We start from the raw sequence: 25,733 nt of genomic DNA on the forward strand, positions 1-25,733 counted from the left end.
CTCCTTGTCGGGAGGGCGAGGGGGTCAGAGGCCCCAGGGGAAGAAGACGGCGAACACCGCGGCGGACGCGAGCCAGAAGGCGAGCACGAACACGGTGTCGCGGACGCGCCACGGCACGAGGTATCGCTCGGTGCGGTCGGGGTGGGCGCCGAACGCACGGGCGTCCATCGCAAGGGCGACGCGCTCCGCGTGGCGGATGGCGCCGGCCATGAGCGGCACGACGTAACCGAACCAGCGGGCGATCGCGGCGAACGGCCCGCGCCCGCCGTGGGCGCCGCGCACGCGGTGCGCCTGGCGGATGACGTCGAGTTCGTGCCCGAACCTCGGGACGAACCGGAACGCCGCCAGCGCCGTGTACCCGATGCGGTACGGCACGCGCAGCTGCTGCACCGACGCGCGCACCAGGTCGGGTCCGGTGGTCGAGAGCCCTGCGATGAGTGTGAGGCCGACGATCGCCGCGAGGCGCAGACCCGTGGCGAAGCCCACCTCGAGCGCGCCGCCGTACATCGTCCAGCCGCCGATCTGCCACACCACGACCGACTGGTCGACCCGCGACGCGTCGGTCCACAGTGCGAACCCGAAGCCGATGACGAGCGCGCTGAGGGGCAGCGCGAGGAACAGGATCGCCGCGAGGCGCCGGGTGAACGACACCCCCACCAGCAGGACGACGTACGCGAGCGCGAGGAACGCGGCCGGCGTCGCGGCATCCCGCACGAACACCAGCAGCGCCATCGCGGGCAGCGGCGCGGCGAGCTTCGCGAGCGGGTTCATCCCGTAGAGGAAACGGACAGCGGATGCCTCGACCCGCCGCGCGTACGGATCGAAGGTCGAGTGCGCGGCCGTCGCCGCGGTGAGCGGGCCGGTGTCGGTCACGCGGCACCTCCCGTGGCGTGCGGGGCCGGGGCGGCCGTCGGCGTCGATCCGGTTCGCAATTCAGGATCGTTGGAGCGCGGCGGGTCGATTCGGGGGGATTCGACGGCGTCGGTCCTGAATTGCGAACGCGACGGGGCGAGGGGCGCGGGTGCGTCGGGCAGGTCGGCGAGGCGGGCGATGCCGGAGAGTCCGGGATGCCGCTGCACGGCCTGCAGCGCGCGGCGCAGGGGTGGCGGGCGCAGTCCTGCGCGGGCGATGAGGGCGTCGTCGGCGAAGACGTCGGCGGTCGCGCCCTCGGCGAGCACTCGGCCGTCGGCCAGCACCGCCGTGCGTTGCGCGTAGTCGGTCACGAGCTGCATGTCGTGCGTGACCACGATGATCGTGGTGCCCTCGGCGTTGAGCTCCGACAGCAGCGAGAGCAGCTCGTCGGCGCGGGCGCGGTCCTGACCGAAGGTCGGCTCGTCGAGCACGAGCACCGGCGCGCCGGCCACCAGCGCGGTGCCGACCGAGAGCCGGCGCTTCTGCCCGCCCGACAGCAGGAACGGATGGCTCTCGGCCTTGGCCGAGAGGCCGAACCGCTCGAGCAGCGCCTGGGTGCGCATGCGAACCTCTTCGTCCGGGAGGCGCTGGCGACGCAGGCCGTGCGCGATCTCGTCGAACACGGTGTGCGCGATGAACTGATGCTCGGGGTTCTGGAACACGAAGCCGATGCGCGAGCTCAGGGTGCGCGCGTCGGAGCGTCCGACGTCGAGCCCGTCGACGTGCACGGTGCCCTTGGGCGGTGAGACCACCCCGGCGAGCGCCTGGATGAGGCTCGTCTTGCCCGCGCCGTTCGCGCCGACCACCGCCACGAAGGCGCCTCGGGGCACGTCGAGGTCGACGTCGTGCAGGACCTCGGTGCGGCTGCGGCGCAGCGTAAGGCTCCTGACGCGGATCAGCGGTGCATCCCCACCCCTCTTCGCGGATCCGGAACTCGGAGATTCGTCGCGTTTGCGGAGCGCGGCGGCCGCAGCATCCGGAATCGGCGCGATTGTCCGAATTCCGGATGCTGCGGAGAGAGGCACGTGCGAAACCCCGGCGGGAGCGGCGGCGGGAGCAGGGCCCGTCGGTGCGGGGTCCGCGGGAGCGGGGCCGGCGGGTGGGGGGCCCGACGGGGCGGGCTCGGCGTCGAGCGCGGCCCGGAGCTCGTCGGGGGTCAAGGGCAGAGGATCCAGAGCGAAGCCGGCGCGGCGGAGCCGCAGGGCGGCGATCGTCGATACGGGCAGCCACACGCCCATCGCGTGGAGGTCCTCCGCACGGCCGCGCAGCACGTCATCCACCGAGCCGTCGGCCGCCAGGAAGCCGTCGTGGTCGAGCACCACGACCCGGTCGACGAAGCCTACGGCGGCGTCGAGGTTGTGCTCGACGAGGAGGATCGCCCGGTCGCCGGCTGCGACGAGTTCGGCGAGGGCGGCGTACACCTCTTCGATCCCGGCGGGGTCGAGATTCGCGGTCGGCTCGTCGAGCACGAGGAGCGGCGACCCCATCGCGAGGGCGCACGCGATCGCGAGCCGCTGGCGTCCGCCGCCCGACAGGCGGTCGGGGTTGTCGCGTCGGCGTTCCCACAGGCCGACCCGGCGGAGGGCCTCCTCGGCGCGGGCGAGCACCTCTGCCACCGGCATCCGGAGATTCTCCGGCCCGAACGCCACCTCGTCGAGGAGCGTGCCGGTGACGAGCTGCGCGTCCGGGTCCTGGAACACCATGCCGACGCGGGTGCTGAGCTCGGCGACGGGCGTCGCCTGGGTGTCGAGTCCCTCGACCTCGACCGATCCGGTGACGGTCGCCGGCACGGCCTGCGGCAGCAGCCCATTGAGAGCGAGGGTCAGCGTCGACTTGCCCGACCCGCTCGGGCCGAGCAGCAGCACCACTTCTCCGGGGGCGACATCGAACGAGACGGATGCCGGCGCCGGCGTGGTCTCGCCGTCATGGGTGATGCCGAGCTCGCGCACCCGCAGCAGCGGCACGGCAGCAGACACGGGCATCCGATCGTCGAATGAAACTTAGCCTTCCCTAACCTACCGGGCGCCCGTATGGCGGCGAAACGGCGAGCGGAGTGACGGATGCCTCAGAGCTGACTGCGGCGGGCGACCCCCGCACGCCGCAGCGCGGACCCGATCGCGAGGCCCACGGCGGTCCATGCCACCGGGCCTGCGATGAACAGTGCCACGTAGACGATCTGACCCCACAGCGGGAAGCGGGTCACGTCCGCCGCGAACCAGATCGCGGCCGCGATGACGGCGCCGACGATGACGGCCGAGAGGAAGAAGCGCCACGGCTCCCAACGCTTGTAGCGCGAGGTCGCGGCGATGATCTCCTGCAGCCCGCCGATGAGGAGGGCGGTGCCGATGTAGCGGCCGATCCAGAGGGGCACCACTGCGCTCGCGACGAGGGCGGCGACCATGTGCGTGATCAGCGCGACCCAGGGGCGGCGCAGCAGCTCCTGCGCGACCACCCCGGGCAGCACATGCACGCCGAGGACGAGGCCGTAGAGGATCGGCGCCCCGGCCGAGACGAAGCCGCTGATCGCTCCCGCGCCCGCCTGCAGAACACCGGTCGCGACGCCGATGGCGGCGCAGGTGAGCAGAACGCTCGTCGAAATCCGGGTGCGGGCAGCCACCTGCCCAGCGTACTGGGATGCAGCCTCGCGATTCTCACTGAGCTCTCATTAACTGAGATTCACCTGGCAGTTACGTTTGAATCCGCTGCGCCCCGACGATGTGGCGCAGCGACTCCCCACATATCAATGGAGGCCACGTATGGGTCGATCCTCCGTCAGAGCAGCCGCGGTCGTCACACTCGCCGCACTGTTCACGGGCACCGCCACCGCCAGTTTCGGCAGCGTCCCGGAGGAGGTGAACACCCCGACCCCCATCAACGCCGAGGACGGCCAGTACATCGTCCTCCTCAAGGACGCGCCCCTCGCCACCTACGAGGGCGGCTCGAGCGGCATCCAGCGCACCAAGCCCGACAAGGGCACGCAGCTGGACGCCAATTCCACGAACTCCAAGAAGTACCTCGCGCACCTGAAGAAGCAGCAGGCGGATGTGGCAGCCGAGGCCGGCGTCACGCCCCAGCAGTCCTACGGCGTCACCGTCAACGGCTTCAGCGCCGCGCTGACGGCGAAGCAGGTCGCCGAGCTGAGCGCAGACAAGGGCGTGCTGGGCGTCTTCCCCGACGAGATCCACCATCCCACGGCCGCCGTCCCCTCGACGGAGTTCCTCGGCCTCGGTTCGAACACGACCGGCGGGGGCGGAATCTGGGATGCCGTCGGCGGCGTGGGCGAGGCCGGCAAGGGCGTCGTCGTGGGTGTGATCGACACCGGCATCGCGCCCGAGAACCCCTCGTTCGCGGGCGATCAGCTCAAGAAGAGGGGCGCAGCGGGCGTCCCGTACACGGAGAACGGCGACACGATCGTCTTCGACAAGGCGGACGGCGGCCAGTTCCGCGGGCCGATCACGATCGCCCAGAGCTGGGACAAGCGCCACTACAACACCAAGCTCATCGGTGCCCAGTACTTCTCCGCGGGTGCGGCGGCGTCGGGCTTCGACTTCAGCTACGACTTCCTGTCGCCCCGTGACGGCGACGGCCACGGCTCGCACACCGCGAGCACCGCGGCCGGCAACTTCGGCGTCGACGCGTCGGTTGAGGGCATCGGGTTCGGCAAGATCTCGGGCGTCGCTCCGGCGGCCAAGGTCGCGGCGTACAAGGCCTGCTACGTCGGACCGGACGACCTCGTCACGACCGACGACATCTGCGCGGGCAGCGACCTGATCGCGGCCATCGACAAGGCCGTCGCGGACGGCGTCGACGTGATCAACTACTCGATCGGCGGCGGTGCCGCGTCGACCGTGCTGAGCGCCGACGACTACGCGTTCCTCGGCGCGGCCGCCGCGGGCGTCTTCGTCGCGGTCAGCGCCGGCAACGACGGCCCCGGCGCCTCGACCGCCGACCACGGATCGCCGTGGTACACGACGGTCGCGGCATCCACCATCCCGACCTACGAGGGCACGGTCAAGCTGCCCAACGGCTTCCAGGCCGCGGGCGCATCGGTGACGGTGCCGTTCGGCAAGGAGCTGACGGGCCCCGTCGTGTACGCGGGTGACATCGCCAAGGCGGGTGCCGCGCCGAACGAGGCGGCCCTGTGCTTCCTCGGGACGCTCGATCCGGCCAAGGCGGCGGGCAAGACGGTGATCTGCGACCGCGGCACCAACGCCCGCGTCGAGAAGTCGCAGGAGGTCAAGGCAGCGGGCGGCACGGCGATGATCCTCGTCAACGTGACCGCCGGATCGCTCGACAACGACTTCCACTCGGTGCCGACCGTCCACATCGACGCGCAGTACCGTGCGGCGCTGCTGGACTACGTCCGCACCGCGGGTGCCGGCGCGACGGCGACGCTCGTGGGCGACAACGTGACCGGCAAGGTGACGCCGACCCCACAGATCGCCGGCTTCTCGAGCCGCGGCCCGATCCTCGCGGACGGCCGTGACGTCATCAAGCCGGACGTCTCGGCTCCCGGTGTCGCGATCCTCGCGGCCACGCACAACGGACCCAAGGAGAAGCCCACATTCGGCTTCAAGTCGGGCACCTCGATGTCGTCGCCGCAGGTGGCGGGCCTCGGCGCGCTCTACCTCGGCGAGGAGCCCCTGGCGTCGCCCGCGAAGATCAAGTCGGCGCTCATGACGACGGCGTACAACCTGGTCGACGCGAACGGCCGGCAGACGGCCGACACGTTCGCCCAGGGCGCCGGTCACGTCGACCCGAAGCGGTACTTCAACCCGGGTCTCGTCTACGAGAACGGCATCGTCGACTGGGCCGGGTACCTCGAGGGCGCCCTCGGGCAGGACTACTTCTCGGACGTCGACCCGATCGACCCGAGCGACCTCAACCTCGCCTCGATCGGCATCGGCGCGCTCGCGGGCACGCAGACGATCACGCGCACGGTGACGGCCACCACAGCCGGCACGTACACCGCGTCGGTGAGCGTCCCAGGTGTCGACGCGGTGGTCCAGCCGTCGGCCCTGGACCTCAAGGTCGGCGAGTCGAAGTCCTTCACGGTGACCTTCACGACGGCCGGTGCGGCACTCGAGAAGTGGGCGACCGGGTTCCTCACGTGGACGGGGGCCGGCAACACGGTGCGCTCGCCCATCGCGGTCTACCCGGTCAGCGCCGACGCTCCGCCCACCGCGTCGGGCACCGGCGCCGAGGGCGACCTCGACGTCACGGTCACCCCGGGCTTCACCGGGCAGCTGCCGCTCACGGTGCTCGGCCTCGCCAAGGCCGACGTGCTCATCGACGGCACGGAGAAGACCGGCGAGGCGAACGGCGGCATCACCAACGTGCTGATCCAGGTGCCGGCGGGCATCGACGTGGCGAAGTTCGCGCTGGACTCGTCGGTCGACACCGCGGGCACCGACCTGGACCTCACCGTCTACCGCGTGGTGAGCCCGACCGACCTGCGCTACTACGAGCGCTGGCAGTCGGCCACCGCGTCCGCGGACGAGGCCGTGCAGATCACGCAGCCGACCGGCGGGTGGTACGTGGTCTCGGCCAACGTCTACGCGTTCACCGGTCCGTTCACCTGGACGGCGACGAGCGCGCTCGTCGGTCCCGGCGGCGTCGGCTCGCTCACCGCGACCCCGAGCACGCTGGCGGCCCAGCAGGGAGAAGCGGCGACGTACAACCTGTCGTGGTCGGGCCTCGACAAGGGCAGCTACCTGGGCGTGGTCCGCTACGGCGACTCGCAGGTGCGCACGGTGGTGTCGGTCGACGTGCCGTAACCCATCCGCACACGAGGGGCGCCCGGGCTCAGGCCCGGGCGCCCTTCGCATTGACGGGAAGGGTCACAGGCGGCGCCGGCGTCGCGTCAGGCGGACGGCGGGCATCGGCGGCGCGGGAATGCGCTCGTCGCCATGGTCGACGACGCGGCCGAAGCGGTCGGCGCCCGTCTCCCAGGCCTCGCGGGCCTCGACGATCTCTTCGTGGGTGCGGCCGACGAAGTTCCACCACATGACGACGTCGTCCTCGAACGGTTCGCCGCCGAGGAGGAACAGCGTCGCACCGGCCGGGCTCGAGATCACGACCTCGTCGCGGTGTGTGCCGAGGTAGAGGAGATGCGCCGCGTCGACCACGACGTCGTCGCCGGCGTCCGCCGTGACGGCGGCCTGGCCGTAGACGGCGACGAGCGCGTGCTCCCAGGCGCGCTCGAGCGGCACCGTCACCGTCGCGCCCGCCGGAAGCCGCAGCTCGGCGCCGACGATCGGCGTGTAGACAGTGGCCGGCGACGCGACGCCCGCGAGCACGCCGAGCACCACCGTGGCCGAACCCGCGTCGCCGGTGACGGGCGCGAGCTCCACTTCGGGCAGTACCGCATGCTGCTCGAACGCTGGTTCGCCGTGGCGTCGTGACTCGGGGAGGGCGACCCAGAGCTGCAGGGCATCGAGGGGTGCGGCATCCTCGCCGACCGAGTACTCGGAGTGGGCGATGCCCGCGCCGCTGGTCATGAGGTTGAGGGCGCCGCGACGCACGACGACGTCGCTGCCGACGGAATCGCGGTGGCGCACGTCGCCGAGATACGGCCAGGTCACCGTCTGCAGGCCAATGTGCGGGTGAGGCTCGACGCGCATGCGCGTCTCCTGCGGACCGAATCGGTCGAGGAAGCACCAGGCGCCCACGAGCGGCAGTTCACGCTGCGGGAGCGCGCGGTGCACGGACATCGCGCGAACTCCGCCGAGCGGCACCTCGCGGGCCTCGAGCAGCAGGGTGCGCGGGCCCGCGCACTCGACAGCGGATTCGGTGGCGACAGCGTCGTCGGCGTCCAGTCGGGTCATGTCGCCGGCTCCGATCACTCCGGGTGCGGCTGGTCGGGCCACTCGACGATGAGCCCGGGTACGTCGTGCGTGCGGAGGTACTTCACCACCACCGGGCAGTGCGGCACGACCGTCTCGCCGCGGCGCGCGACATCCGCCATCGCCTCCGAGACGACGATCTGCGCGAGACCGCGACCGCGGAAGGCGGGGTCGACCTCTGTGTGCGGGAAGTGCAACCGGCCCTTCGCGTCGATGCGGAAGACAGTGAACCCGGCGAGCACCTCGTCGACGTGCACCTCATAGCGGCGATCCTCGTCGTTGCGGGTCACGATGGTCTGCGCTTGCGTCTCGGTCACTTCAATCCCTCCGTCGTGCTTCTCAACGTACGGGTCGGTCGCGTGATTCCGCCACCGCGCGCACACGCGAAGCCCTGGCGGGACCGTCGCCACGGGTCTATCGTCGGCCTCGTCCGCACTCTGCGCGGGCCGATTCGGGGGAGTCGATCCGGTGAGGATTCGAAGGGGAATCATGAAACGACGCATTCTGGCCGCGCTCGCGGCCGTCGCACTGGGGGCCGTCGTGCTCGTCGCGGGGGCGGCAGGGCCGGCCACGGCCTCGCCGCTGCTGGTCGCCAAACACGTAGCCCTGGGCGACTCCATCGCCGCGGGACAGGGCGGCGGCGTACCGCTGGACGCCTGCGCCCGGACCGACGGGGGCTACGCGGCCCAGCTCGACCAGGCGCCGAAGTTCAACCTGCTGCGCAACGCCGGGTGCTCCGGTGCCACGATCGCCGACACCATGGGTCAGCTGTCGCAGGTGAACCGGGGCACGAACGTCGTGACGCTCACCGTCGGCGCGAACGACCTCGACCTCGACCAGGTCTACGCCGCGTGCGCGGCCGCGGCGGCGGGCGGGGACCCCGCGCCGTGCCTCGCCGCGATCCAGATCGCCGTCGGTTCCGCGCCGGGGATCGTCACGCCGCTCAGCTCGCTGATCGCATCGGTCGCCCAGCGCTCGCCGAATGCGACCATCGTCGTCACCGGGTACCCGCATCTTCTCGCCGCGCCGCCGGGTGCCCCGCAGTTCGCCCAGCTCGCCGCCCTCGTCGCCGCCGTGAACGGGGCGACCGACGCGCTCAACGCCGCGATCCAGGGCGCCGTCAGCGCCGCCGCCGCGGGCGGCGCGAACGTGAGGTACGCCGACGTGGTCGAGGCGTTCGCCGGGCACGGCGTGCAGCTCGTGCCGGGCGTGCCCAGCGACCCGTGGTTCGGGATCGACCCGGTGGGCGACCCCGCGGGCTACCTGCACCCGACGTACGCGGGGTACAGCGCCTACACCGAGGTGATCCTGGGCGAGCTCGGACGCTGAACACGGATGCTGCGGCCGGGCCGCGGCATCCGTCTCCTCTCATGCCCGCGCCGGCTCCTCTCATGCCCGCGCCCCACCCGGCTTGCGTCTCCGGAACTCGGAGTTGTGATCCCTTTCCGCAGCGTGGAGCCCTGCGGCTGCGGAGACTGTGCGAAAGTCCGGATTCCGGATCCGCGAAGGGGAGGGGCGCGCGAGAGGGGCCGAGTGAGCGCGGCGACGGCCGGGACGCACGGATGCTGCGACCTGGCAGACTCGGACGGTGACGCTTCTCGAGACCATCAGGGCCGCGGCCGAGGCCTCGGGTGCGCCCGCGGGGGCGCCCGACGCCGACGCGCTGTACGACGCGTTCGTGGAGTGGGCGGGAGATCAGGGCTTCGCGCTGTACCCCGCGCAGGACGAAGCGGTCATCGAGATCGTGTCGGGTTCCCACGTGATCCTGTCGACGCCGACGGGCACCGGCAAGTCGCTCGTCGCGGTCGCGGCCCACGCGGCATGCGTCGCGCGCGGCGGCCGCACCTACTACACCGCCCCGATCAAGGCGCTCGTGAGCGAGAAGTTCTTCGCGCTCGTCGACATCTTCGGCGCCGCGAACGTCGGCATGGTCACCGGCGACTCGTCGGTGAACCCGGATGCCCCCATCGTGTGCTGCACGGCGGAGATCCTCGCGAACCTCTCCCTGCGGCAGGGAGCGGATGCCGCGGTCGATCAGGTCGTGATGGACGAGTTCCACTACTACGGCGACCCCGATCGCGGATGGGCCTGGCAGGTGCCGCTGCTGCTCCTGCCGCGTGCGCAGTTCGTGCTGATGTCGGCGACTCTCGGCGACGTCACCACGATCGCAGAGGACCTCGAGCGCCGCACCGGCCGCACGGTGTCGCGCATCACCGGCGTCGAGCGTCCGGTGCCGCTGCACTTCTCGTACGCGCGCACGCCTGTGCACGAGACCGTGGAGGAGCTGCTGCAGACCGGCGAGGCGCCGGTGTACATCGTCCACTTCTCGCAGGCGGCCGCGATGGAGCGGGCGCAGGCGCTGTCGTCGATCCGGATCGTCTCGCGTGAGCAGCGGGATGCGATCGCCGAGGCGATCGGCGGCTTCCGCTTCACGACCGCCTTCGGCCGCACCCTCTCGCGATACGTGCGCGCGGGCATCGGCGTGCACCACGCCGGCATGCTGCCGCGCTACCGCCGGCTCGTCGAGACGCTCGCGCAGCGCGGCCTGCTGCGGGTGATCTGCGGCACCGACACCCTGGGCGTCGGCATCAACGTGCCGATCCGCACGGTGCTCATCACGGCGCTGTCGAAGTTCGACGGCACGAAGATGCGCCAGCTCTCCGCGCGCGAGTTCCACCAGGTCGCCGGTCGGGCGGGACGCGCCGGTTACGACACCTCAGGCACCGTCGTCGTGATGGCGCCGGAGTGGGAGATCGAGAACGAGGCAGCCCTCCGCAAGGCCGGCGACGACCCCGCCAAGCGCAAGAAGATCGTGCGCAAGAAGGCGCCGACGGGCGTCGTCAACTGGGGCCTCGGATCGTTCGAGCGCCTGGTCGAGGCCGAGCCCGAGCCGCTCGTGCCGCAGTTGCAGCTGACCGCCGCGATGCTCATCAACGTCATCGCCCGCGGCGGCGACGTGTTCGAGAACGTCCGCTCGCTCGTCTTCGACAACCACGAGCCCCGCGCCCGTCGCTACGAGCTCGCGCGGCGCGCGATCGCGATCTTCCGGACGCTGCTGACCGCCGGCGTGATCGAGATCGACCGCACCGGGGGTCCGGATGCCGGGGGTCGCGGCATCCGGAATCACATCCGTCTCACCGTCGATCTGCAGCCCAACTTCGCGCTGAACCAGCCGCTGTCGCCGTTCGCGCTCGCCGCGATCGAACTGCTCGACCCCGACGACACGAGCGCTCGCGACACGAACTCCTTCGAATCGGGGGCCGTGGGCCCGGAATCCGGCGGATCCGCCGGCGAACGCGCGGCTCGAAGGAGTTCTGACGGCGCCCGCACCGGCACCGGCCACTACGCGCTCGACGTCGTGAGCGTCATCGAGGCGACGCTCGACGACCCGCGGCCGATCCTGTCGCAGCAGGAGTTCAAGGCGCGCGGCGAGGCGGTCGCGGCGATGAAGGCCGACGGCATCGAGTACGACGAGCGCATGGCGCTGCTCGAAGAGGTGACGTACCCGAAGCCGCTCGAGGAGCTGCTCGCGCAGTCCTACGAGGTGTTCGCGTCGAGCCAGCCGTGGGTGCGCGACTTCGAGCTGTCGCCGAAGTCCGTCGTGCGCGACATGTTCGAGCGCGCGCTGTCGTTCTCGGAGCTGATCTCGCTCTACCAGCTCGCGCGCAGCGAGGGGCTGGTGCTGCGGTACCTCTCGGACGCGTATCGCGCGGTGCGTCAGACCGTTCCGGCCGAGGCGCAGACCGAGGACCTGCACGACCTGGTCGCGTGGCTCGGCGAGGTCGTCCGACAGGTCGACTCGAGCCTCGTCGACGAATGGGAGGCGCTGATCAACCCGGTCGACGACCCGGCCGCGCCGGTGGTTCCCCCGGCCCCGCCGTCGGTGCTGACCAACCGGCGGGCGTTCGGGGTGCTGGTGCGCAACGAGCTGTTCCGGCGGGTACAGCTCGCCGCGCTGCAGCGCGACGAGGAGCTCGTCGAGCTCGACCCCGAGGTGGACTGGCCGGCCGCGCTCGACGCCTACTTCGACGACCACGACGAGATCCTGACGGGCGGCGCGGCGCGCTCACCCCGACTGGTGACCGTGGACGAGACGGATGCTGCGGAGTCGGGGCTCTGGCGCGTGGAGCAGACCATCGACGACCCGGCGGGCGATCACGACTGGCGCATCCGCGGCGTGGTGGACCTCGCGGCGTCCGAGGAGGCGGGCACCGCCGTGGTGCGGGTGACCGAGGTCGTGCGGCTGTAGCCCGCGGGCCTCGCTCGTGCCCATCGCACGACGAAACTCGCCGCGGCCGCGCTCAGCCGAGTCCGAGGCCGCCGTCGGTCGAGAGCACCTGGCCCACCACCCACGCGCCGTCGGGCGTCGCGAGCCAGCCGATGAGCCGTGCTGGGTCGGCGGGCTCGCCGTAGCGGCCGAACGGTGTCGATCGCATCCACGTCTCGATCTCGTCGAGGGACCGATCGGTCGTCTCGGGGTCGAGATAGCCGGTGTTGACGGGACCCGGATCGATCGTGTTGAGGATGATGCCGAGGTCGAGCAGCTCCGCCGCGACCGTCTTCGTGACGCCCGCGAGTGCCGCCTTGCTCGCCGCGTACGCGACTTCGCCCCGCATCGCGCCGTGGATCTGGCCAGACGTCATCCAGAACACGCGCCCCGTCGGCTCGGCGAACGGCCCCCGCCGCTCGATGCGCTCGCCGGGGCGCGAGTCGGGTGCGGGCGCGCCCGCGTGCAGCCTCGCGAACTCCCGCGTGAGCAGCAGAGTCGATCGCGTGTTGGTCTGCCAGAAGGCGTCGAGCCGCTCGGCGGTCATGTCGAGGATCGACCCGTCGTCGCCCGACTGCGCGTGATTGCACACCAGGATGTCGAGCCGCCCGGTCAACGCCCGTGCGGTCTCGATGACGAGGGGGACGGTCCCCACGCCCCCTCCAGGCGCCGCTGGCGCGTCGCCCGGAGCCTCCGGGCGCGTGGGCCCAACTGCGTCCCGCAGGTCCGCGCTGATGTCGCCGAGTTGCGCGCCCGGCGCGAGCTCCGCGCGCAGAGCCTCGCGCACGGCGTCGAGGTCGTCGCCGCCCCACGGCAGGCGTGTGTCGTGCGGGCGGTAGTGGTGAAAGAAGACATCGGCGCCGAGGCGCGCGAACTGGGCGGCGACGGCGAAGCCGATGCCGCGCCGACGAGAGACGCCGGTGACGAGGGCGGTCTTGCCGGCGAGCGGAAGGGACGACGTGGAGGGGAACATGCGATGCCTTTCCACGGACGCCGGGTGGCAGCATCCGTGATCTTGTCCGTGCTGTTCGCGAACGGACGGAGTGGTGACGGAGACGGGTCACAGGCATTGCATGCGAAGAGGCTAGCGGATCGCCTGAGCCGGGGCTCGGTAGCTGCTGGTCTTTCCTGCGACTGCTGCGTCGCGCGACACAGCAGTCGCAGGGAACTGCAGCGGTCGCGCACGGGGAGCGGCGTTGTCGGGAATGATGGCGTCATGCCGACGTATGTGGCGTTCCTGCGCGCGATAAACCTCGGGGCGAACCGGAAGTTCCCGAAGGCCGACATCGTGCGGGTGGTCGAGGGCGTCGGGTTCACCGATGTCCAGACCCACATCAACACCGGCAACGTGCGCTTCACGACGCCGATGCGCTCGCGGGCGAGGATCGAGAAGACGCTCGAGGACGCGTTCGCGGAGGATCGCGGGTTCGACGTGCCGTCGATCGTGTTCACGATCGACGAGCTGGCGGCGATCGCCCGTGACGCCGTCGTGCTCACCGCGGGCCGCCACGGCCCGGAGCGTCACTACGTGTATCTGCTGAAGGAAGCGCTGCCGGCCGACACGGTCGCCGAGATCGAGGGGCTGAAGACGGATGCCGGCGAGATGGTCGTGCGCGGCCGGGTCGCGCACGCGCTGCTCGGCCCGGGCTACCAGGCCGGAACCGTCGACCCGCTCCGCGCGGCGAAGCTGCTCGGCGTCGCGACCAACCGCAACCTCAACGTCATCGCGACCCTCGCCGACAAGTGGTGCTGAGCTCGTCGCGAGGCGGCTCCGCCCGCTCCTCGATTGAGGACCAGGGCCGGAATGCGGACCTGGCCACGGCGCACCGCTACTCATCTCGGCCCTGATCCTCAATCGAGGATGCCGGGAGGCTCCTCCCCACAACCCGGGGGCCCGGTTCGCGACGGGGTTGTGCACGGTGGTGCGGGCGCGGGGGAGCGCGTCGGATGCCGCGGCTACCCTGGGACGGGTGACGATCCCCCAGGGCGACCCGTACGCCGACCTCGCGTGGGAGCCGGAGTTCGCTCCAGCGCCCGACGATTCATGGGCGCCGCCGGAGGACGGGTGGATGCCCCCGCCCGATCCGCTGCTGGGCGCCTCGACATCGATCGACCCGTTCGCGGGGGCCGGTCCTCGCCGTGACTTCACAGGGGCCGATGCGGCCACCGTGCTGCGCGAGGTGTACGGCTACGACGCGTTCCGCGGTGAGCAGGACGCGATCGTCGACCACGTCATCGCCGGCGGCGACGCCGTCGTGCTGATGCCCACCGGCGGCGGCAAGAGCGTCTGCTACCAGGTTCCGGCGCTCGCGCGCCCGGGCACGGGGCTCGTCGTGAGCCCGCTCATCGCGCTCATGCACGATCAGGTCGACGCGCTCGTCGCCAACGGCGTGCGGGCGGCGTATCTCAACTCCACACAGGCGCCGCCCGAGCGCGCGGCCGTCGAGCGTGCATACCTTGCGGGTGAGCTCGACCTGCTGTACGTCGCACCCGAGCGGCTGAACACCGAGGCGACGCTGCGCTTCCTCGCGCGCGGAAAGCTCAGCGTCATCGCGATCGACGAGGCGCACTGCGTGTCGCAATGGGGCCACGACTTCCGGCCCGACTACCTCGCGCTGGGCGCCCTCGCCGAGCGGTTCCCCGGGGTGCCGCGTCTCGCGCTCACCGCGACGGCGACGCCCGCGACGCATCGCGAGATGACCGAGCGGCTGCAGCTGCCGCAGGCGCGCCACTTCGTGTCGAGCTTCGATCGGCCCAACATCCAGTACCGCATCGAGGCCAAGTCCGATCCGCGGCGCCAGCTCGTCGCGTTCATCCGGTCGCAGGGGTCGGGCGCGGCGGGCATCGTCTACGCGCTCAGCCGCAAGTCCGTCGAGCAGACGGCCGAGTTCCTCTCGGCGCAGGGCGTCGACGCGCTCCCGTACCACGCCGGTCTTCCCGCCGAGACGCGCGCCGCGAACCAGTCCCGGTTCCTCCGCGAGGACGGCGTCGTCATGGTCGCGACGATCGCCTTCGGAATGGGCATCGACAAGCCAGACGTCCGCTTCGTCGCGCACATCGATCTGCCGAAGTCGGTCGAGGGCTACTACCAGGAGACCGGTCGAGCCGGCCGTGACGGCGAGGCATCCGTCGCGTGGATGGCCTATGGACTCGGCGACGTGGTGCAGCAGCGCCGCATGATCGACCAGTCGCCCGGCGATCGCGCTTTCAAGACCCGGCTCGGGCAGCACCTCGACGCCATGCTGGGTCTGTGCGAGACGGTCGGATGCCGCCGTCAGAACCTGCTCGCCTACTTCGGCGAGGCCTCATCCCCGTGCGGCAACTGCGACACGTGTCTCGAGGCGCCCGACACGTGGGACGGACTCGTCCCCGCGCAGAAGCTCCTCTCGACGATCGTGCGCCTCCAGCGCGAGCGCGGTCAGGCGTTCGGCGCCGGCCACCTCGTCGACATCCTCCGCGGCGCCTCGACCGACCGCATCCGCCAGCAGGGGCACGACAAGCTCTCGACGTACGGGCTCGGCGCCGATCTCAGCGATCAGGACTGGCGCAGCGTGATCCGCCAGCTGCTGGCCCGCGGCATCCTGGTCGCCCGCGGCGAGTACGGCACGCTCGCGCTCGGCGATTCTGCGGCCGGCGTGCTGCGCGGTGAGACGCCGGTGCCGCTGCGCCGCGACGTGATGGGTCGCTCGGGCGGTGTCCCGCGCGTCCGCAAGACGACCGCGCCTGAGACGCTCGACCCGGCGAACGCCGGCCTCTTCGAGGCGCTGCGCGCGTGGCGGGCCGGCGTTGCGAAGGAGCTCGGCGTGCCCGCCTACATCGTGTTCGGCGACGCGACGCTGCGCGCGCTCGCCGAGCGCCGGCCCGCGAGCCTCGCCGACCTCGACGGCGTCTCGGGCATCGGCGCCAAGAAGCGCGAGGCCTATGGCGAGGCCGTGCTCGCGGTGGTCGCGGCCGCCTGATCCGTCACCGTGGCAGCACGTCGTCGAGGTGCGCTGACAGCTGGGCCGCGACATCCACCGAGGAGCGGTCGTAGAGCCACTGGTACTGCAGGCCGTCCCAGAGGGCGGTGAGCCAGAGTGCCTCGAACTCGGGGTCGCGGTGGGAGGGAAGGTCGCCGTCCTCCTGGGCGGCGCGGAACAGCGCGGCGAAGTGGTCCACCACACCGCGGAAGCGCTCCGCGAAGTAGGCGTGCGCGGGGTGGTCGGCGGGAACCGCCTCGCACGAGAGCACGGCGTAGACCTCGATGAGGCCAGGGGCCGTGGCCGCGTTGACGGTGGCCCCGCGAGGGAGGCCGCGCAGCTCCTCGACCGTACGGTCGGCGGGAACGTAGTCCGCCCGCGACTCGATCTGCCGGTCGCGGTGGCTCAGCACCTCGCTCAGCAGATCCTCCTTCGACGCGAAGTGGTGGAGCAGCGTCGACTTCGAGACCCCGACGCGCTCGGCGATGTCGCGCAGGCTCGTGTCGCCGTAGCCCTCCTCGGCGAAGAGCGCGGTGGCGCCGTCGACGATGAGAGCGCGGCGCTCGCGGCCCACGCGATAGCCCGAGGGCGCAGCATCCGCTGTCGCGAATGAGGGCATCGGCGGCACCGGCGCCGCCGTCGTCGCGGGTGGGGGATCGTCCGCGCCACGCCAGCCGACGGGCAGAGCGAGCGACTCCTCGTAGGTCTCGAGGGTCTCGGCGATGTCGACCCGCTCGGGAAGGTACTGCGCCAGCAGCTGGAGCCCGTCCCATGCGGCGGCGATGCGCACGGCCTCGCCGCCCGGGTCGCGGTCCGCCGCCACGGTGTCCTGCGTGATCGCCTCGTCGATCGCGTCGGCCGACAGCTCGCGCAGGCGCGCATACCGGTCGCGCATGATCTCGTGCGCGGGATGACGGGGAGTGGATGCCTCGCCCGTGAGCGCGGCGAAGAGCGCCAGGTACCCGGGCACGGTCTCGTTGTGCCGGGCCAGCTCGCTGTAGGCGAGGTGGCCGGGGTCTTCGGCTGCCATGCGCTCGAGGAGCTCGGTCTCGTTGTCGCGCTCGAACAGGTCGACCACGGCCGCGAGCAGCTGGTCCTTCGTGGCGAAATGCCGCAGCAGACCGGGATGGCTGATGCCGGCGGCGGCGGCGATGTCGCGGAGCGACGTGGCGCGGTAGCCGCGGGTGACGAACGCGTCGTGCGCCGCGGCGACGATCGCGGCGCGGGTCTGCTCGGTGCGGGCGGTGCGCACGGCGCCGGGTGCCGTGGTTGTCGTCATGTCGTCACCGCCTCCCTGCGCTCGCCCGCGCCCATCCTATCCTCGTCGATTACCGCTCGGTCGAAATTGAGTTACCAAGCGGTCGGGTTTCATGTACGCTCGTGCCTGGACGCGCGTCGGAGCCGACCCGCGTCGCACCCGAGAAAGGACTCCGATGACAGAGATGTCGCACGCCGCAACGGCTGCCGCCGCCGGCACGACCGGCTTCAAGGCCCCGGGCACGACGCCCGAGAAGACTCCCCGGGGCTACACCCCCGGCCTCGCCGCAGTGAACTTCGGCGTCTATCTCGCGCTGCTCACGCCGGTCATGGTGTCGATGGCGTTCAAGATCCAGCACATCTCGGCCACGCCGGAGGAGGCCACCGGCAACCTCGGCCTGGTCCTCGGCGTCGGCGCGCTCTTCGCGCTCATCGCCAATCCGCTCGCGGGCCGTCTCTCCGACCGCACCACGTCGCGGTGGGGCATGCGCCGCCCGTGGATCCTCGGCGGCACGCTCGTCGGGCTCGGCGGCTTCGCGCTCATCGGCGTCACCGAGTCGCTGTGGGTCGTGCTCGTGGCATGGTGCATCGTCCAGGCCGCGATGAACGCCGTGCTCGCCGCCGCCAACGCGACTCTTCCCGACCAGGTGCCCCAGCAGAGCCGCGGCAAGGTGTCGGGCATCATCGGCATCACCACGCCGCTCGGCATCCTGGGCGGCAACTTCCTCGTGACGTTCCTCTCCGACGACTTCGCCCGCTTCGTCGTGCCGGCGGCCATCGCCACGGTGCTCTCGGTGCTCTTCGTCCTGGTCCTCAAGGATCGCCGCCTCGAGCACAAGCCGGCGCAGCGCTTCACCGTCGGCCAGTTCTTCGGCTCGTTCGTCTTCAACCCGGTCAAGCACCCCGACTTCGGCTGGACGTGGCTGACCAAGTTCTTCGTCATGTTCGGCTACGCGGGCGTCGCCACGTTCCTGCCCTTCTACCTCACCGAGAAGTTCCAGCTCGACGAGCAGGCCGCCATCACGACGATCCTGATCGCCAACCTCGCGTCGATGGCCGCGATGATGATCTCGGCGCCGGTCGGCGGCATCCTGTCCGACAAGATCGGCAAGCGGCGCCCGTTCGTCGCGATCGCCGGCGGCATCATGGTCGTGGGCCTTGCCCTGCTGGCGGTCGCACCCGACATCACGACGCTGATCGTCGCGCAGGCGATCATCGGCCTGGGGGCCGGCTCGTTCCTCTCGGTCGATCTCGCCCTCGCGACGCAGGTGCTCCCCAACCCGGAGGACACCGCGAAGGACCTCGGCGTGCTCAACATCGCCAACGCACTGCCGCAGTCGATCGCCCCCGCGATCGCCCCGGCCATCATCGCGATCGGAGCGGCCACGCCCCTCGGCGGCTACACCACGTGGTACCTCTTCGGCGCGCTCGTCGCCCTCGCCGGTGCCGTGCTCGTCTACCGCATCAAGGGAGTGAAGTGATGACCGACACCACGACGACGATCGCGGATGCTGCGACCCCCGCCGCATCCGCCCGGCCCTGGCTCGACGCGAGCCTGCCCGTCGACGAGCGCGTCGAGCTGCTCCTCGCCGAGATGACGGTGGAGGAGAAGGCGGGCCTCTTCTTCCAGACGATGATCGTGATGGGCGAGGGCGGCGAGCTCTCCGAGGGGGACGCGGCCTTCGGCATCCCGTCGAACCGCGAGTACGTGGCCGGCCGTCACATGAACCACTTCAACCTGCTGGGCGTCGCGCCGAAGGCCAGTGACATCGCGGCCTGGCACAACAAGCTGCAGGAGCTCGCGGCATCCACTCGCCTGGGCATCCCGGTGTCGATCTCGACGGATCCGCGCCACTCGTTCAGCGACAACCCGGGCGCCGCGATGTTCGCCGGCCCGTTCTCGCAGTGGCCCGAGCCGCTGGGGCTCGCGGCGACGCGTGACGCGGAGCTGGTGCAGCGCTTCGGCGACATCGCGCGACAGGAGTACACGGCCGTCGGCATCCGCGTCGCGCTGCACCCGCAGGTCGACCTCGCGACCGAGTCGCGCTGGGCGCGCCAGCTGCAGACGTTCGGCGAGGACGCGGATCTCGCCGGCGAGCTGGGCGCGGCCTACGTGCGCGGCTTCCAGGGCTCGGCCTTCGGACCCGGCTCGGTGAGCACGATGACCAAGCACTTCCCGGGCGGCGGCCCGCAGAAGGACGGCGAGGACCCGCACTTCGACTACGGCCGTGAGCAGGTGTACCCCGGCGGGCAGTTCGAGCTGCACCTCAAGCCGTTCGAGCAGATCTTCGCCGCGGGCGGCCGCCAGATCATGCCGTACTACGGCATGCCGGTCGGCACCGAGTACGAAGAGGTCGGCTTCGGCTTCAACAAGGGCGTGCTCACCGGACTGCTGCGCGAGCGCTTCGGCTTCGACGGCATCGTGTGCACGGACTGGGGCCTCGTCACCGATCAGCCGATCATGGGCACGGACTTCGCCGCCCGCGCGTGGGGCGTTGAGCATCTGACCCCCGCCGAGCGCATGGTCAAGATCCTCGACGCCGGCGCCGACCAGTTCGGCGGCGAGCACGACCCGTCGCTCCTCCTCGGCCTCGTGCGCGACGGCCGCGTGAGCGAGGAGCGCCTCGACGTCTCGGCGCGCCGCCTGCTGCGCGAGAAGTTCGAGCTCGGCCTGTTCGAGAACCCGTACGTCGACGTCGAGGCGGCCGACGCGATCGTCGGCTCCCCGGAGTTCCGCGCGGCAGGTGAAGCCGCGCAGCGCGCCTCGATCGCCGTGCTCTCGAACGACGGAGTCCTGCCGCTGCGCCGCGGCGTGAAGCTCTACGTCGAGGGCATCGCGCCTGAGGCGGTCGCCCACTACGGCGAGATCGTCGCGACGCCGGACGACGCGGATGCTGCGATCGTGCGTCTCCAGGCGCCGTACGAGCAGCGCGGGTCGATGTTCGAGAACTTCTTCCACGCCGGGTCGTTGGACTTCCCCGAGGATGTCGTCGCCCATGTGCGCGCGGTGTCGTCGGTCGTGCCGACCGTGGTGGACGTGTTCCTCGACCGCCCCGCGATCCTCGGCCCGATCGTCGAAGCCGCCGGCGCCGTCACCGCGAACTGGGGGGCGAACCCCGACGCACTGCTCGACGTGCTGACCGGCGGATCCCCGGCGACGGGCACGCTGCCGTTCGACGTGCCGAGCTCGATGGCGGCCGTCGAGGCCTCGCGCCCCGACGTGCCCTTCGACACCGCCGACCCGCTGTTCCGCTTCGGCCACGGGCTCTCGCTCTGACCCGCTGACACCCAGGATGCTGCGCCGCGACCTTGCGGCGCAGCATCCGTCGTCGTGTTTCCGGCGCACAGAGTCGGAGACTCTGCCCGACACGCGGGCTCGGGATGCTGTGACCCGGCGTGTCGCCGAGAGCCTCCGATTCTGTGCAGGGCTACGCGCCGGTCCCCGGCACGACCACGACGGGCACGGGTGCGTTGCGCAGGATCTTCGACGCGCTGGAGCCCAGGAACACCTGGGCCAGGCGGTGCGTGGAGGACGATCCCACGACCATGACGTCCCCCTCGGTCCAGCCGACCGACGACACCGCCGTGCCCCAGTCGCCGGCGGCGGCGATGCCGTACTCGAGCTCCTCGTCCGAGAATCCCAGCGTCTTCAGGTGCGCTGCCGCCTCCTGTAGCGCGGCCGCGGCCTGCACTCCCCACAGCTCGATGACCTGGGTCTGCGCGTGGCTGATGTCGGTGGTGACGGGCCGGCGCGCCGGGTTCACGAGGAACGTCACGAGGCGCATGCGCGCCGACGCGAGCCTGCTGAACTCCGCGACGCGGTTCAGCAGCGACCAGCTGGCGTCGTCGTCGCGGAAGCCGACGGTCACCCTCGTGACCGCGCTCGTCGTGCGGAAGCTCCGCGGCGCGATGGCCACCGGCAGAGGCGAGGAGTGGACGAGACGGTCGGTCTTCGAGGTCAGCCGCACGCGCCCGGGCTCCGCGTCCTCGGCGGATCCCACGACGATCATCCGCGCATCCCGCGCCACGGCCTGCTCGATCAGCGTCGCGGGCGCGGATCTGCCGGCGACCCACACCGCCTCGGCGGGAATGCCGGGGTGGTGCGCGAAGTCCGACAGGGCGAGCTCCGCGCTCAGCCGGCCTTCGCTCGCGGCCCACTCCTCGTACTCGCGGTCGACACCGCCGGCGAGCGGGGTGCCCCAGCCCTGCGGGACGACCGACACCGCCACCACCGGCTCGGGATGCGAGCGGGCGAACTGGAACGCGAGTTCGATCGCGCTGCGATCGTCGCCGCGCGGTCCGTATCCGACGAGGTAGGTCACGTCTCGTCCTCGGGACGGATCGGCTCGGCGATCTGCTCCGCCGAGGTGTAGTCGTTCAGCGTCGCGTGCTTTCGTCCGTAGAACCAGTAGTAGAGCAGCACGATCGCGATCCAGGTGCCGAAGATCACCCATGTGATGGCCGCCAGCCCCGACAGGATGTAGACGCACGCGGCGATGGTGAGGATCGGAACCACCGGGTAGAGCGGAACCCGGAAGGGTCGCTCGAGATCGGGCTTCGTGCGACGCAGCACGATGACGGCGAGCGCGACGACGCTGAACGCCATCAGCGTGCCGATCGAGACGGTGTCCCACAGGTAGTCGGACGGCACGAAGCCGGCGATGATCGCGACGATCGTCGAGACGACGACCGTGTTGTAGATCGGCGTCATCGTCTTGGCGTTGACGCGGAGGAACTTCCGCGGGACGAGCCCGTCGCGAGAGATCGAGAACAGGATGCGGGTCTGCCCGTACAGCGTCACCAGCGTCACGGAGAAGATGGAGACGACCGCGCCGGCCGCCAGGATCGTGCCCCAGATCGGGTTGCCCGTGATGTTCTCCAGGATCTGGGCGAGGCCTGCCTCGCTGGCCTCCTCGGTGGAGTAGAACTCGACCGGCTCTGCGGCGAGACCCGCGATCGCGACCAGGATGTAGACGGTCGAGACGATGATGAGGGCGCCGATGATCGCCCGGGGGAGCGCCTTCTGCGGGTTGCGCACCTCCTCGCCCGCTGTCGCGACGGCGTCGAGGCCGATGAACGAGAAGAAGATGGTCCCCGCCGCGGCGCTGATGCCGGCGGCGCCGAACGCGAAGAAGTTCTCGAAGTGGTCGGCGTTGAACGCGGTGAAGCCGAGGACGATGAACAGCGCGAGCACTCCGAGCTTGATCAGCACCATGATCGTGTTCACCGTGGCCGACTCGGCGACCCCTCGGATCAGGAGCAGGCAGCACAGGGCCACGAGGACGACGGCGGGCAGGTTGATGATGCCGCCGGTCGCCGCGCCATCGGATCCGGGTATGAACGACACCGACAGGGCATCCGGAAGCCGGAAGCCGAGCGTGTTCTCGAGCAGTTCGTTGAAATAGCCGCTCCAGCCCACCGCGACCGCCGAGACGGCGACGCCGTACTCCAGCAGCACGCAGCCCGCGATGATCACCGCCCAGATCTCGCCCAGCGCGTGGTACGTGTACGAGTAGGTGGATCCGCTCACGGGTATCGCTGAGGCGAGCTCGGCGTAGCACAGCGCCGAGAGGCCGGCGCAGATCGCGGCGACGATGAACGAGATGATCACCGCGGGGCCTGCCTCGGGGATCGACTCGCTCAGGACGAAGAAGATTCCGGTGCCGACGGTCGCGCCGACGCCGAACATCATGAGCTGGAAGGTGCCGATGTTGCGGGCGAGCTCCTCGCCCTTGTGGTGCTTCTGCTGTATGACGATGGGCTTGCGTCGAAAGAGCTGTTCGCCGAGTGCGGCCATGTCGGACTCCCACGGGGTGGCCGGGCCACAGCGCCCGGAGTGCCCCCAGTCTGGTGCGCGAGGCGGGGCGGGCATAGGCCCGCGCACCCGACCAGCGTCTGGGATCACAGACGTCAGAGGGGGAACGGACGCTGCCCCCCGGGGTCGCGGCGGTAGCCTTGCGCCCATGCCGCGCCTTCTCGTCCGTCGTCCATCGCCCCGTCTCGCGGAGGGCGAGCTCACCCACATCGCGCGCGTGCCCGTCGATGCCGCGCTCGCGCAGCGTCAGTGGGAGTCGTACGTCGACGTGTTCCGCCAGCGTGGCTGGGACGTCGTCGAGGTCGCCCCGGCCGACGAGCACGCCGACGGCGTGTTCATCGAAGACGCCGTCGTCATGTTCGGCGACCTCGCGGTGCTCACGAGCCCGGGGGCGGAGTCCCGCCGGGGCGAGATCGCCTCGACGCGGTCGACGCTCGAGGGTGCCGGCATCCCGTACCGCGCCATCGAGCTGCCGGGCACGCTCGACGGCGGTGACGTGCTGAAGATCGGGCGCACGGTGTACGTCGGGCGGACGCTGCGCACGAACGACGAAGGGATCACGCAGCTGCGCGACCTGCTCGCGCCGCGCGGCTGGAGCGTCGTCGGCGTGCCCGTCTCGAAGGTGCTGCACCTCAAGAGCGGCGTGACCGCGCTTCCCGACGGCACGGTCGTCGGGTTCGAGCCGCTCGTCGACGACCCGGCCGCCTACCCGGACTTCCTGGCGGTGCCCGAGGAGCACGGCACCGCCGTCGTCGTGCTCGACGACGCCACCGTGCTCATGTCGGCCGACGCGCCCGAGACCGCCGAGCTCTACCGGTCGCGCGGGCTCGAGGTCATCACCACGCCGATCACGGAGTTCGAGAAGCTCGAGGGCTGCGTGACGTGCCTCTCGGTGCGCGTCCGCGACGTGTGAGCGCCACCCGCATAGGCTGACGGAGGCGGGCGACGAGGCCCGCAGCGGGGAGCGAGCGTGGCCACGAGCAACATCGAGATCGCACAGCAGGCCGAACTCTGGCCGATCACCCGGATCGCCCAAGGGCTCGGCATCCCTGACGAGGAGCTCGAGCCATACGGCCGGTTCAAGGCGAAGGTGTCGCTGCGGCACCTGCGGACGCTCCAGGACAAGCCGCGCGGGCGGCTCGTGCTGATGACCGCCGTCTCGCCCACACCCGCCGGCGAGGGCAAGACGACGACCACTGTCGGCCTGGGTGACGCGCTCACCCGCATCGGTGAGCGTGCCATGATCTGCCTGCGCGAGCCCGCGCTCGGACCGGTGTTCGGCATGAAGGGCGGCGCCGCGGGCGGCGGGTACGCGCAGGTCGTGCCGATGGAGGACATCAACCTCCACTTCACGGGCGATTTCTCGGCCATCGCGATCGCCACGAACCTGCTCGCGGCGCTCATCGACAACCATGTGCACCATGGCAACGCGCTCGGCATCGATGTGCGGCGTGTGACCTGGCGGCGCGTGCTCGACGTCAACGACCGGGCGCTCCGCGACGCCGTGATCGGCCTCGGCGGTCCGTCGAACGGCTACCCCCGCGAGGACGGCTTCGACATCGTCGTGGCGAGCGAGGTGATGGCGATCTTCTGCCTCGCCACCGACCTCGCCGACCTCAAGGAGCGGCTCGGCGAGATCGTCGTCGCGTACACGCGTGACCGCGCTCCGATCCGTGCTCGCGACCTGCACGCGCACGGGGCCATGGCCGCGATCCTGCGCGACGCGCTCGCGCCGAACCTCGTGCAGACCCTCGAGCACACGCCCGCGTTCGTGCACGGCGGCCCGTTCGCGAACATCGCCCACGGCTGCAACTCGTACCTCGCGACCGACTCCGCGCTGCGGATGGCCGACTACGTCGTCACCGAGGCCGGCTTCGGCGCCGATCTCGGCGCGGAGAAGTTCGTCGACATCCTGTGCCGCACCACGGGGCTCCGCCCCGACGTCGCGGTGGTCGTCGCCACGGTGCGCGCCATGAAGTTCCATGGCGGCGTCGAGGTCCAGGGCCTCCCGCACGAGAACGTCGCCGCCCTCGAGCAGGGCACCGCCAACCTCCTGCGGCACCTCAAGACCCTCCGTGAGACGTGGGGCATCCCGACGGTGGTCGCGATCAACCATCGCGCCGAGGACACGGATGCTGAGACCGCGGCGCTCGCCGCGGCCGCCCAGTCCGTCGGGGTCACCGCCGTGGTCGCGAAGCACTTCGCCGAGGGCGGCGCGGGCGCGGAGGACCTGGCGCGCGAGGTCGTGCGGCTGTGCGAAGAGCGGGCCGCGCAACCAGACGACGAAGGAGCGCTGCGCTTCACATACCCGGACGACGCGACGCTGTGGCGCAAGATGAGCGCGATCGCGACGCGGATCTACGGGGCGTCCGAGGTCACCGCATCGACCGCCGTCCGCGCGCAGATCAAGCGCCTGCAGGACGAGGGGTACGGCGGGTACCCGGTGTGCGTCGCGAAGACGCAGTACTCGTTCTCCACCGACCCGAAGCTGCGCGGTGCGCCGACGGGCCACGTCGTCGACATCCGCGAGGTGCGCCTCGCCGCCGGCGCGCGGTTCGTCGTGATGATCTGCGGCGACATCATGACGATGCCCGGACTGCCGGTGACCCCTGCGGCGAACAGCATCGACGTCGACGACGACGGGCGCATCGTCGGGCTCTTCTGAGACGGATGCCGAG

At 71.1% G+C, this 25,733-nt stretch carries 18 protein-coding genes; 9 read left to right on the forward strand and 9 right to left on the reverse strand.

Annotated features, from left to right (window positions below; genetic code table 11):
- Window positions 1-24 precede the first annotated feature (24 nt).
- The 3 genes from J2Y46_RS19810 to J2Y46_RS19820 all read right to left on the reverse strand — a co-directional run bounded on the left by J2Y46_RS19810 (window position 25) and on the right by J2Y46_RS19820 (window position 3,529).
- Window positions 25-873 carry an energy-coupling factor transporter transmembrane component T gene (locus J2Y46_RS19810; RefSeq protein ID WP_045296619.1) on the reverse strand — a complete coding sequence of 283 codons (849 nt, stop codon included), beginning with the start codon at window positions 871-873 and terminating at the stop codon, window positions 25-27.
- Complete coding sequence (locus tag J2Y46_RS19815) at window positions 870-2,894, reverse strand: ABC transporter ATP-binding protein (RefSeq protein ID WP_310244808.1); 2,025 nt, start codon at window positions 2,892-2,894, stop codon at window positions 870-872. Before J2Y46_RS19815 ends, J2Y46_RS19810 begins: the two co-directional genes overlap by 4 nt.
- Window positions 2,895-2,977: 83 nt before the next feature.
- Entirely contained in the window at window positions 2,978-3,529 is a 552-nt protein-coding gene (locus J2Y46_RS19820; protein WP_045297676.1) for an ECF transporter S component, read from the reverse strand.
- A 139-nt stretch (window positions 3,530-3,668) separates the two neighbouring features.
- On the opposite strand from J2Y46_RS19820, the gene J2Y46_RS19825 reads away from it, so the two are divergent.
- The gene (locus J2Y46_RS19825; protein WP_310244812.1) at window positions 3,669-6,689 is read left to right on the forward strand and encodes a S8 family serine peptidase; all 3,021 of its coding nucleotides are present in this window, start codon (window positions 3,669-3,671) and stop codon (window positions 6,687-6,689) included.
- A 63-nt stretch (window positions 6,690-6,752) separates the two neighbouring features.
- Here J2Y46_RS19825 and J2Y46_RS19830 read toward each other — a convergent pair whose 3' ends face one another.
- On the reverse strand, window positions 6,753-7,739 hold the full coding sequence (locus J2Y46_RS19830; protein ID WP_310244814.1) for a pirin family protein: 987 nt from the start codon (window positions 7,737-7,739) through the stop codon (window positions 6,753-6,755).
- Window positions 7,740-7,753: 14 nt separating this feature from the next.
- The gene (locus tag J2Y46_RS19835; RefSeq protein WP_084695482.1) at window positions 7,754-8,074 is read right to left on the reverse strand and encodes a GNAT family N-acetyltransferase; all 321 of its coding nucleotides are present in this window, start codon (window positions 8,072-8,074) and stop codon (window positions 7,754-7,756) included.
- Window positions 8,075-8,246: 172 nt separating this feature from the next.
- Here J2Y46_RS19835 and J2Y46_RS19840 point away from each other — a divergent pair, with 172 nt between their 5' ends.
- Both J2Y46_RS19840 and J2Y46_RS19845 read left to right on the forward strand, forming a co-directional pair.
- Window positions 8,247-9,086 carry an SGNH/GDSL hydrolase family protein gene (locus J2Y46_RS19840; protein WP_310244817.1) on the forward strand — a complete coding sequence of 280 codons (840 nt, stop codon included), beginning with the start codon at window positions 8,247-8,249 and terminating at the stop codon, window positions 9,084-9,086.
- A gap of 259 nt (window positions 9,087-9,345) precedes the next feature.
- Window positions 9,346-12,006: a DUF3516 domain-containing protein gene (locus tag J2Y46_RS19845; protein WP_310244818.1), complete on the forward strand. Its 2,661-nt coding sequence runs from the start codon at window positions 9,346-9,348 to the stop codon at window positions 12,004-12,006.
- Window positions 12,007-12,058: 52 nt separating this feature from the next.
- Here J2Y46_RS19845 and J2Y46_RS19850 read toward each other — a convergent pair whose 3' ends face one another.
- Window positions 12,059-12,997, reverse strand: a complete 939-nt coding sequence (locus tag J2Y46_RS19850) for an SDR family oxidoreductase (protein ID WP_310244821.1) — start codon at window positions 12,995-12,997, stop codon at window positions 12,059-12,061.
- A 243-nt stretch (window positions 12,998-13,240) separates the two neighbouring features.
- On the opposite strand from J2Y46_RS19850, the gene J2Y46_RS19855 reads away from it, so the two are divergent.
- Together J2Y46_RS19855 and recQ are read left to right on the forward strand one after the other, a co-directional pair.
- Window positions 13,241-13,777: a DUF1697 domain-containing protein gene (locus tag J2Y46_RS19855; RefSeq protein WP_310244823.1), complete on the forward strand. Its 537-nt coding sequence runs from the start codon at window positions 13,241-13,243 to the stop codon at window positions 13,775-13,777.
- A gap of 217 nt (window positions 13,778-13,994) precedes the next feature.
- The gene (gene recQ, locus J2Y46_RS19860; protein WP_310244826.1) at window positions 13,995-15,983 is read left to right on the forward strand and encodes a DNA helicase RecQ; all 1,989 of its coding nucleotides are present in this window, start codon (window positions 13,995-13,997) and stop codon (window positions 15,981-15,983) included.
- A gap of 4 nt (window positions 15,984-15,987) precedes the next feature.
- Here the strand turns inward: recQ and J2Y46_RS19865 are convergent, their stop codons facing one another.
- Complete coding sequence (locus J2Y46_RS19865; protein WP_310244828.1) at window positions 15,988-17,262, reverse strand: TetR/AcrR family transcriptional regulator; 1,275 nt, start codon at window positions 17,260-17,262, stop codon at window positions 15,988-15,990.
- A 154-nt stretch (window positions 17,263-17,416) separates the two neighbouring features.
- Between J2Y46_RS19865 and J2Y46_RS19870 the strand changes: the two genes are divergently transcribed.
- On the forward strand, window positions 17,417-18,721 hold the full coding sequence (locus J2Y46_RS19870) for an MFS transporter (RefSeq protein WP_310244830.1): 1,305 nt from the start codon (window positions 17,417-17,419) through the stop codon (window positions 18,719-18,721).
- Window positions 18,721-20,517 carry a glycoside hydrolase family 3 N-terminal domain-containing protein gene (locus J2Y46_RS19875; RefSeq protein WP_310244832.1) on the forward strand — a complete coding sequence of 599 codons (1,797 nt, stop codon included), beginning with the start codon at window positions 18,721-18,723 and terminating at the stop codon, window positions 20,515-20,517. Before J2Y46_RS19870 ends, J2Y46_RS19875 begins: the two co-directional genes overlap by 1 nt.
- Window positions 20,518-20,668: 151 nt before the next feature.
- Here J2Y46_RS19875 and J2Y46_RS19880 read toward each other — a convergent pair whose 3' ends face one another.
- Complete coding sequence (locus J2Y46_RS19880) at window positions 20,669-21,562, reverse strand: universal stress protein (RefSeq protein WP_310244834.1); 894 nt, start codon at window positions 21,560-21,562, stop codon at window positions 20,669-20,671.
- Entirely contained in the window at window positions 21,559-23,037 is a 1,479-nt protein-coding gene (locus tag J2Y46_RS19885; RefSeq protein ID WP_045297662.1) for an APC family permease, read from the reverse strand. Before J2Y46_RS19885 ends, J2Y46_RS19880 begins: the two co-directional genes overlap by 4 nt.
- A 166-nt stretch (window positions 23,038-23,203) precedes the next feature.
- On the opposite strand from J2Y46_RS19885, the gene ddaH reads away from it, so the two are divergent.
- Both ddaH and J2Y46_RS19895 read left to right on the forward strand, forming a co-directional pair.
- Window positions 23,204-23,968, forward strand: coding sequence for a dimethylargininase (gene ddaH / locus J2Y46_RS19890; protein WP_045297661.1), 765 nt, complete (start codon window positions 23,204-23,206; stop codon window positions 23,966-23,968).
- 57 nt (window positions 23,969-24,025) lie between these two features.
- Window positions 24,026-25,720 (forward strand): formate--tetrahydrofolate ligase, encoded by a 1,695-nt coding sequence (locus tag J2Y46_RS19895; RefSeq protein ID WP_310244837.1) that lies wholly within the window; start codon window positions 24,026-24,028, stop codon window positions 25,718-25,720.
- Window positions 25,721-25,733: the final 13 nt, after the last annotated feature.

The organism is Microbacterium sp. BE35, from assembly GCF_031457705.1.
Lineage (GTDB): Bacteria > Actinomycetota > Actinomycetes > Actinomycetales > Microbacteriaceae > Microbacterium > Microbacterium trichothecenolyticum.

Bases quoted from the DNA above. Each gene is read 5' to 3' on its own strand.
- J2Y46_RS19815 (WP_310244808.1), bottom strand. From the start codon at position 2,894: ATGCCCGTGTCTGCTGCCGTGCCGCTGCTGCGGGTGCGCGAGCTCGGC.
- J2Y46_RS19825 (WP_310244812.1), top strand. From the start codon at position 3,669: ATGGGTCGATCCTCCGTCAGAGCAGCCGCGGTCGTCACACTCGCCGCA.
- J2Y46_RS19830 (WP_310244814.1), bottom strand. From the start codon at position 7,739: ATGACCCGACTGGACGCCGACGACGCTGTCGCCACCGAATCCGCTGTC.
- J2Y46_RS19840 (WP_310244817.1), top strand. From the start codon at position 8,247: ATGAAACGACGCATTCTGGCCGCGCTCGCGGCCGTCGCACTGGGGGCC.
- J2Y46_RS19850 (WP_310244821.1), bottom strand. From the start codon at position 12,997: ATGTTCCCCTCCACGTCGTCCCTTCCGCTCGCCGGCAAGACCGCCCTC.
- J2Y46_RS19855 (WP_310244823.1), top strand. From the start codon at position 13,241: ATGCCGACGTATGTGGCGTTCCTGCGCGCGATAAACCTCGGGGCGAAC.
- J2Y46_RS19865 (WP_310244828.1), bottom strand. From the start codon at position 17,262: ATGACGACAACCACGGCACCCGGCGCCGTGCGCACCGCCCGCACCGAG.
- J2Y46_RS19870 (WP_310244830.1), top strand. From the start codon at position 17,417: ATGACAGAGATGTCGCACGCCGCAACGGCTGCCGCCGCCGGCACGACC.
- J2Y46_RS19875 (WP_310244832.1), top strand. From the start codon at position 18,721: ATGACCGACACCACGACGACGATCGCGGATGCTGCGACCCCCGCCGCA.
- J2Y46_RS19885 (WP_045297662.1), bottom strand. From the start codon at position 23,037: ATGGCCGCACTCGGCGAACAGCTCTTTCGACGCAAGCCCATCGTCATA.
- ddaH (WP_045297661.1), top strand. From the start codon at position 23,204: ATGCCGCGCCTTCTCGTCCGTCGTCCATCGCCCCGTCTCGCGGAGGGC.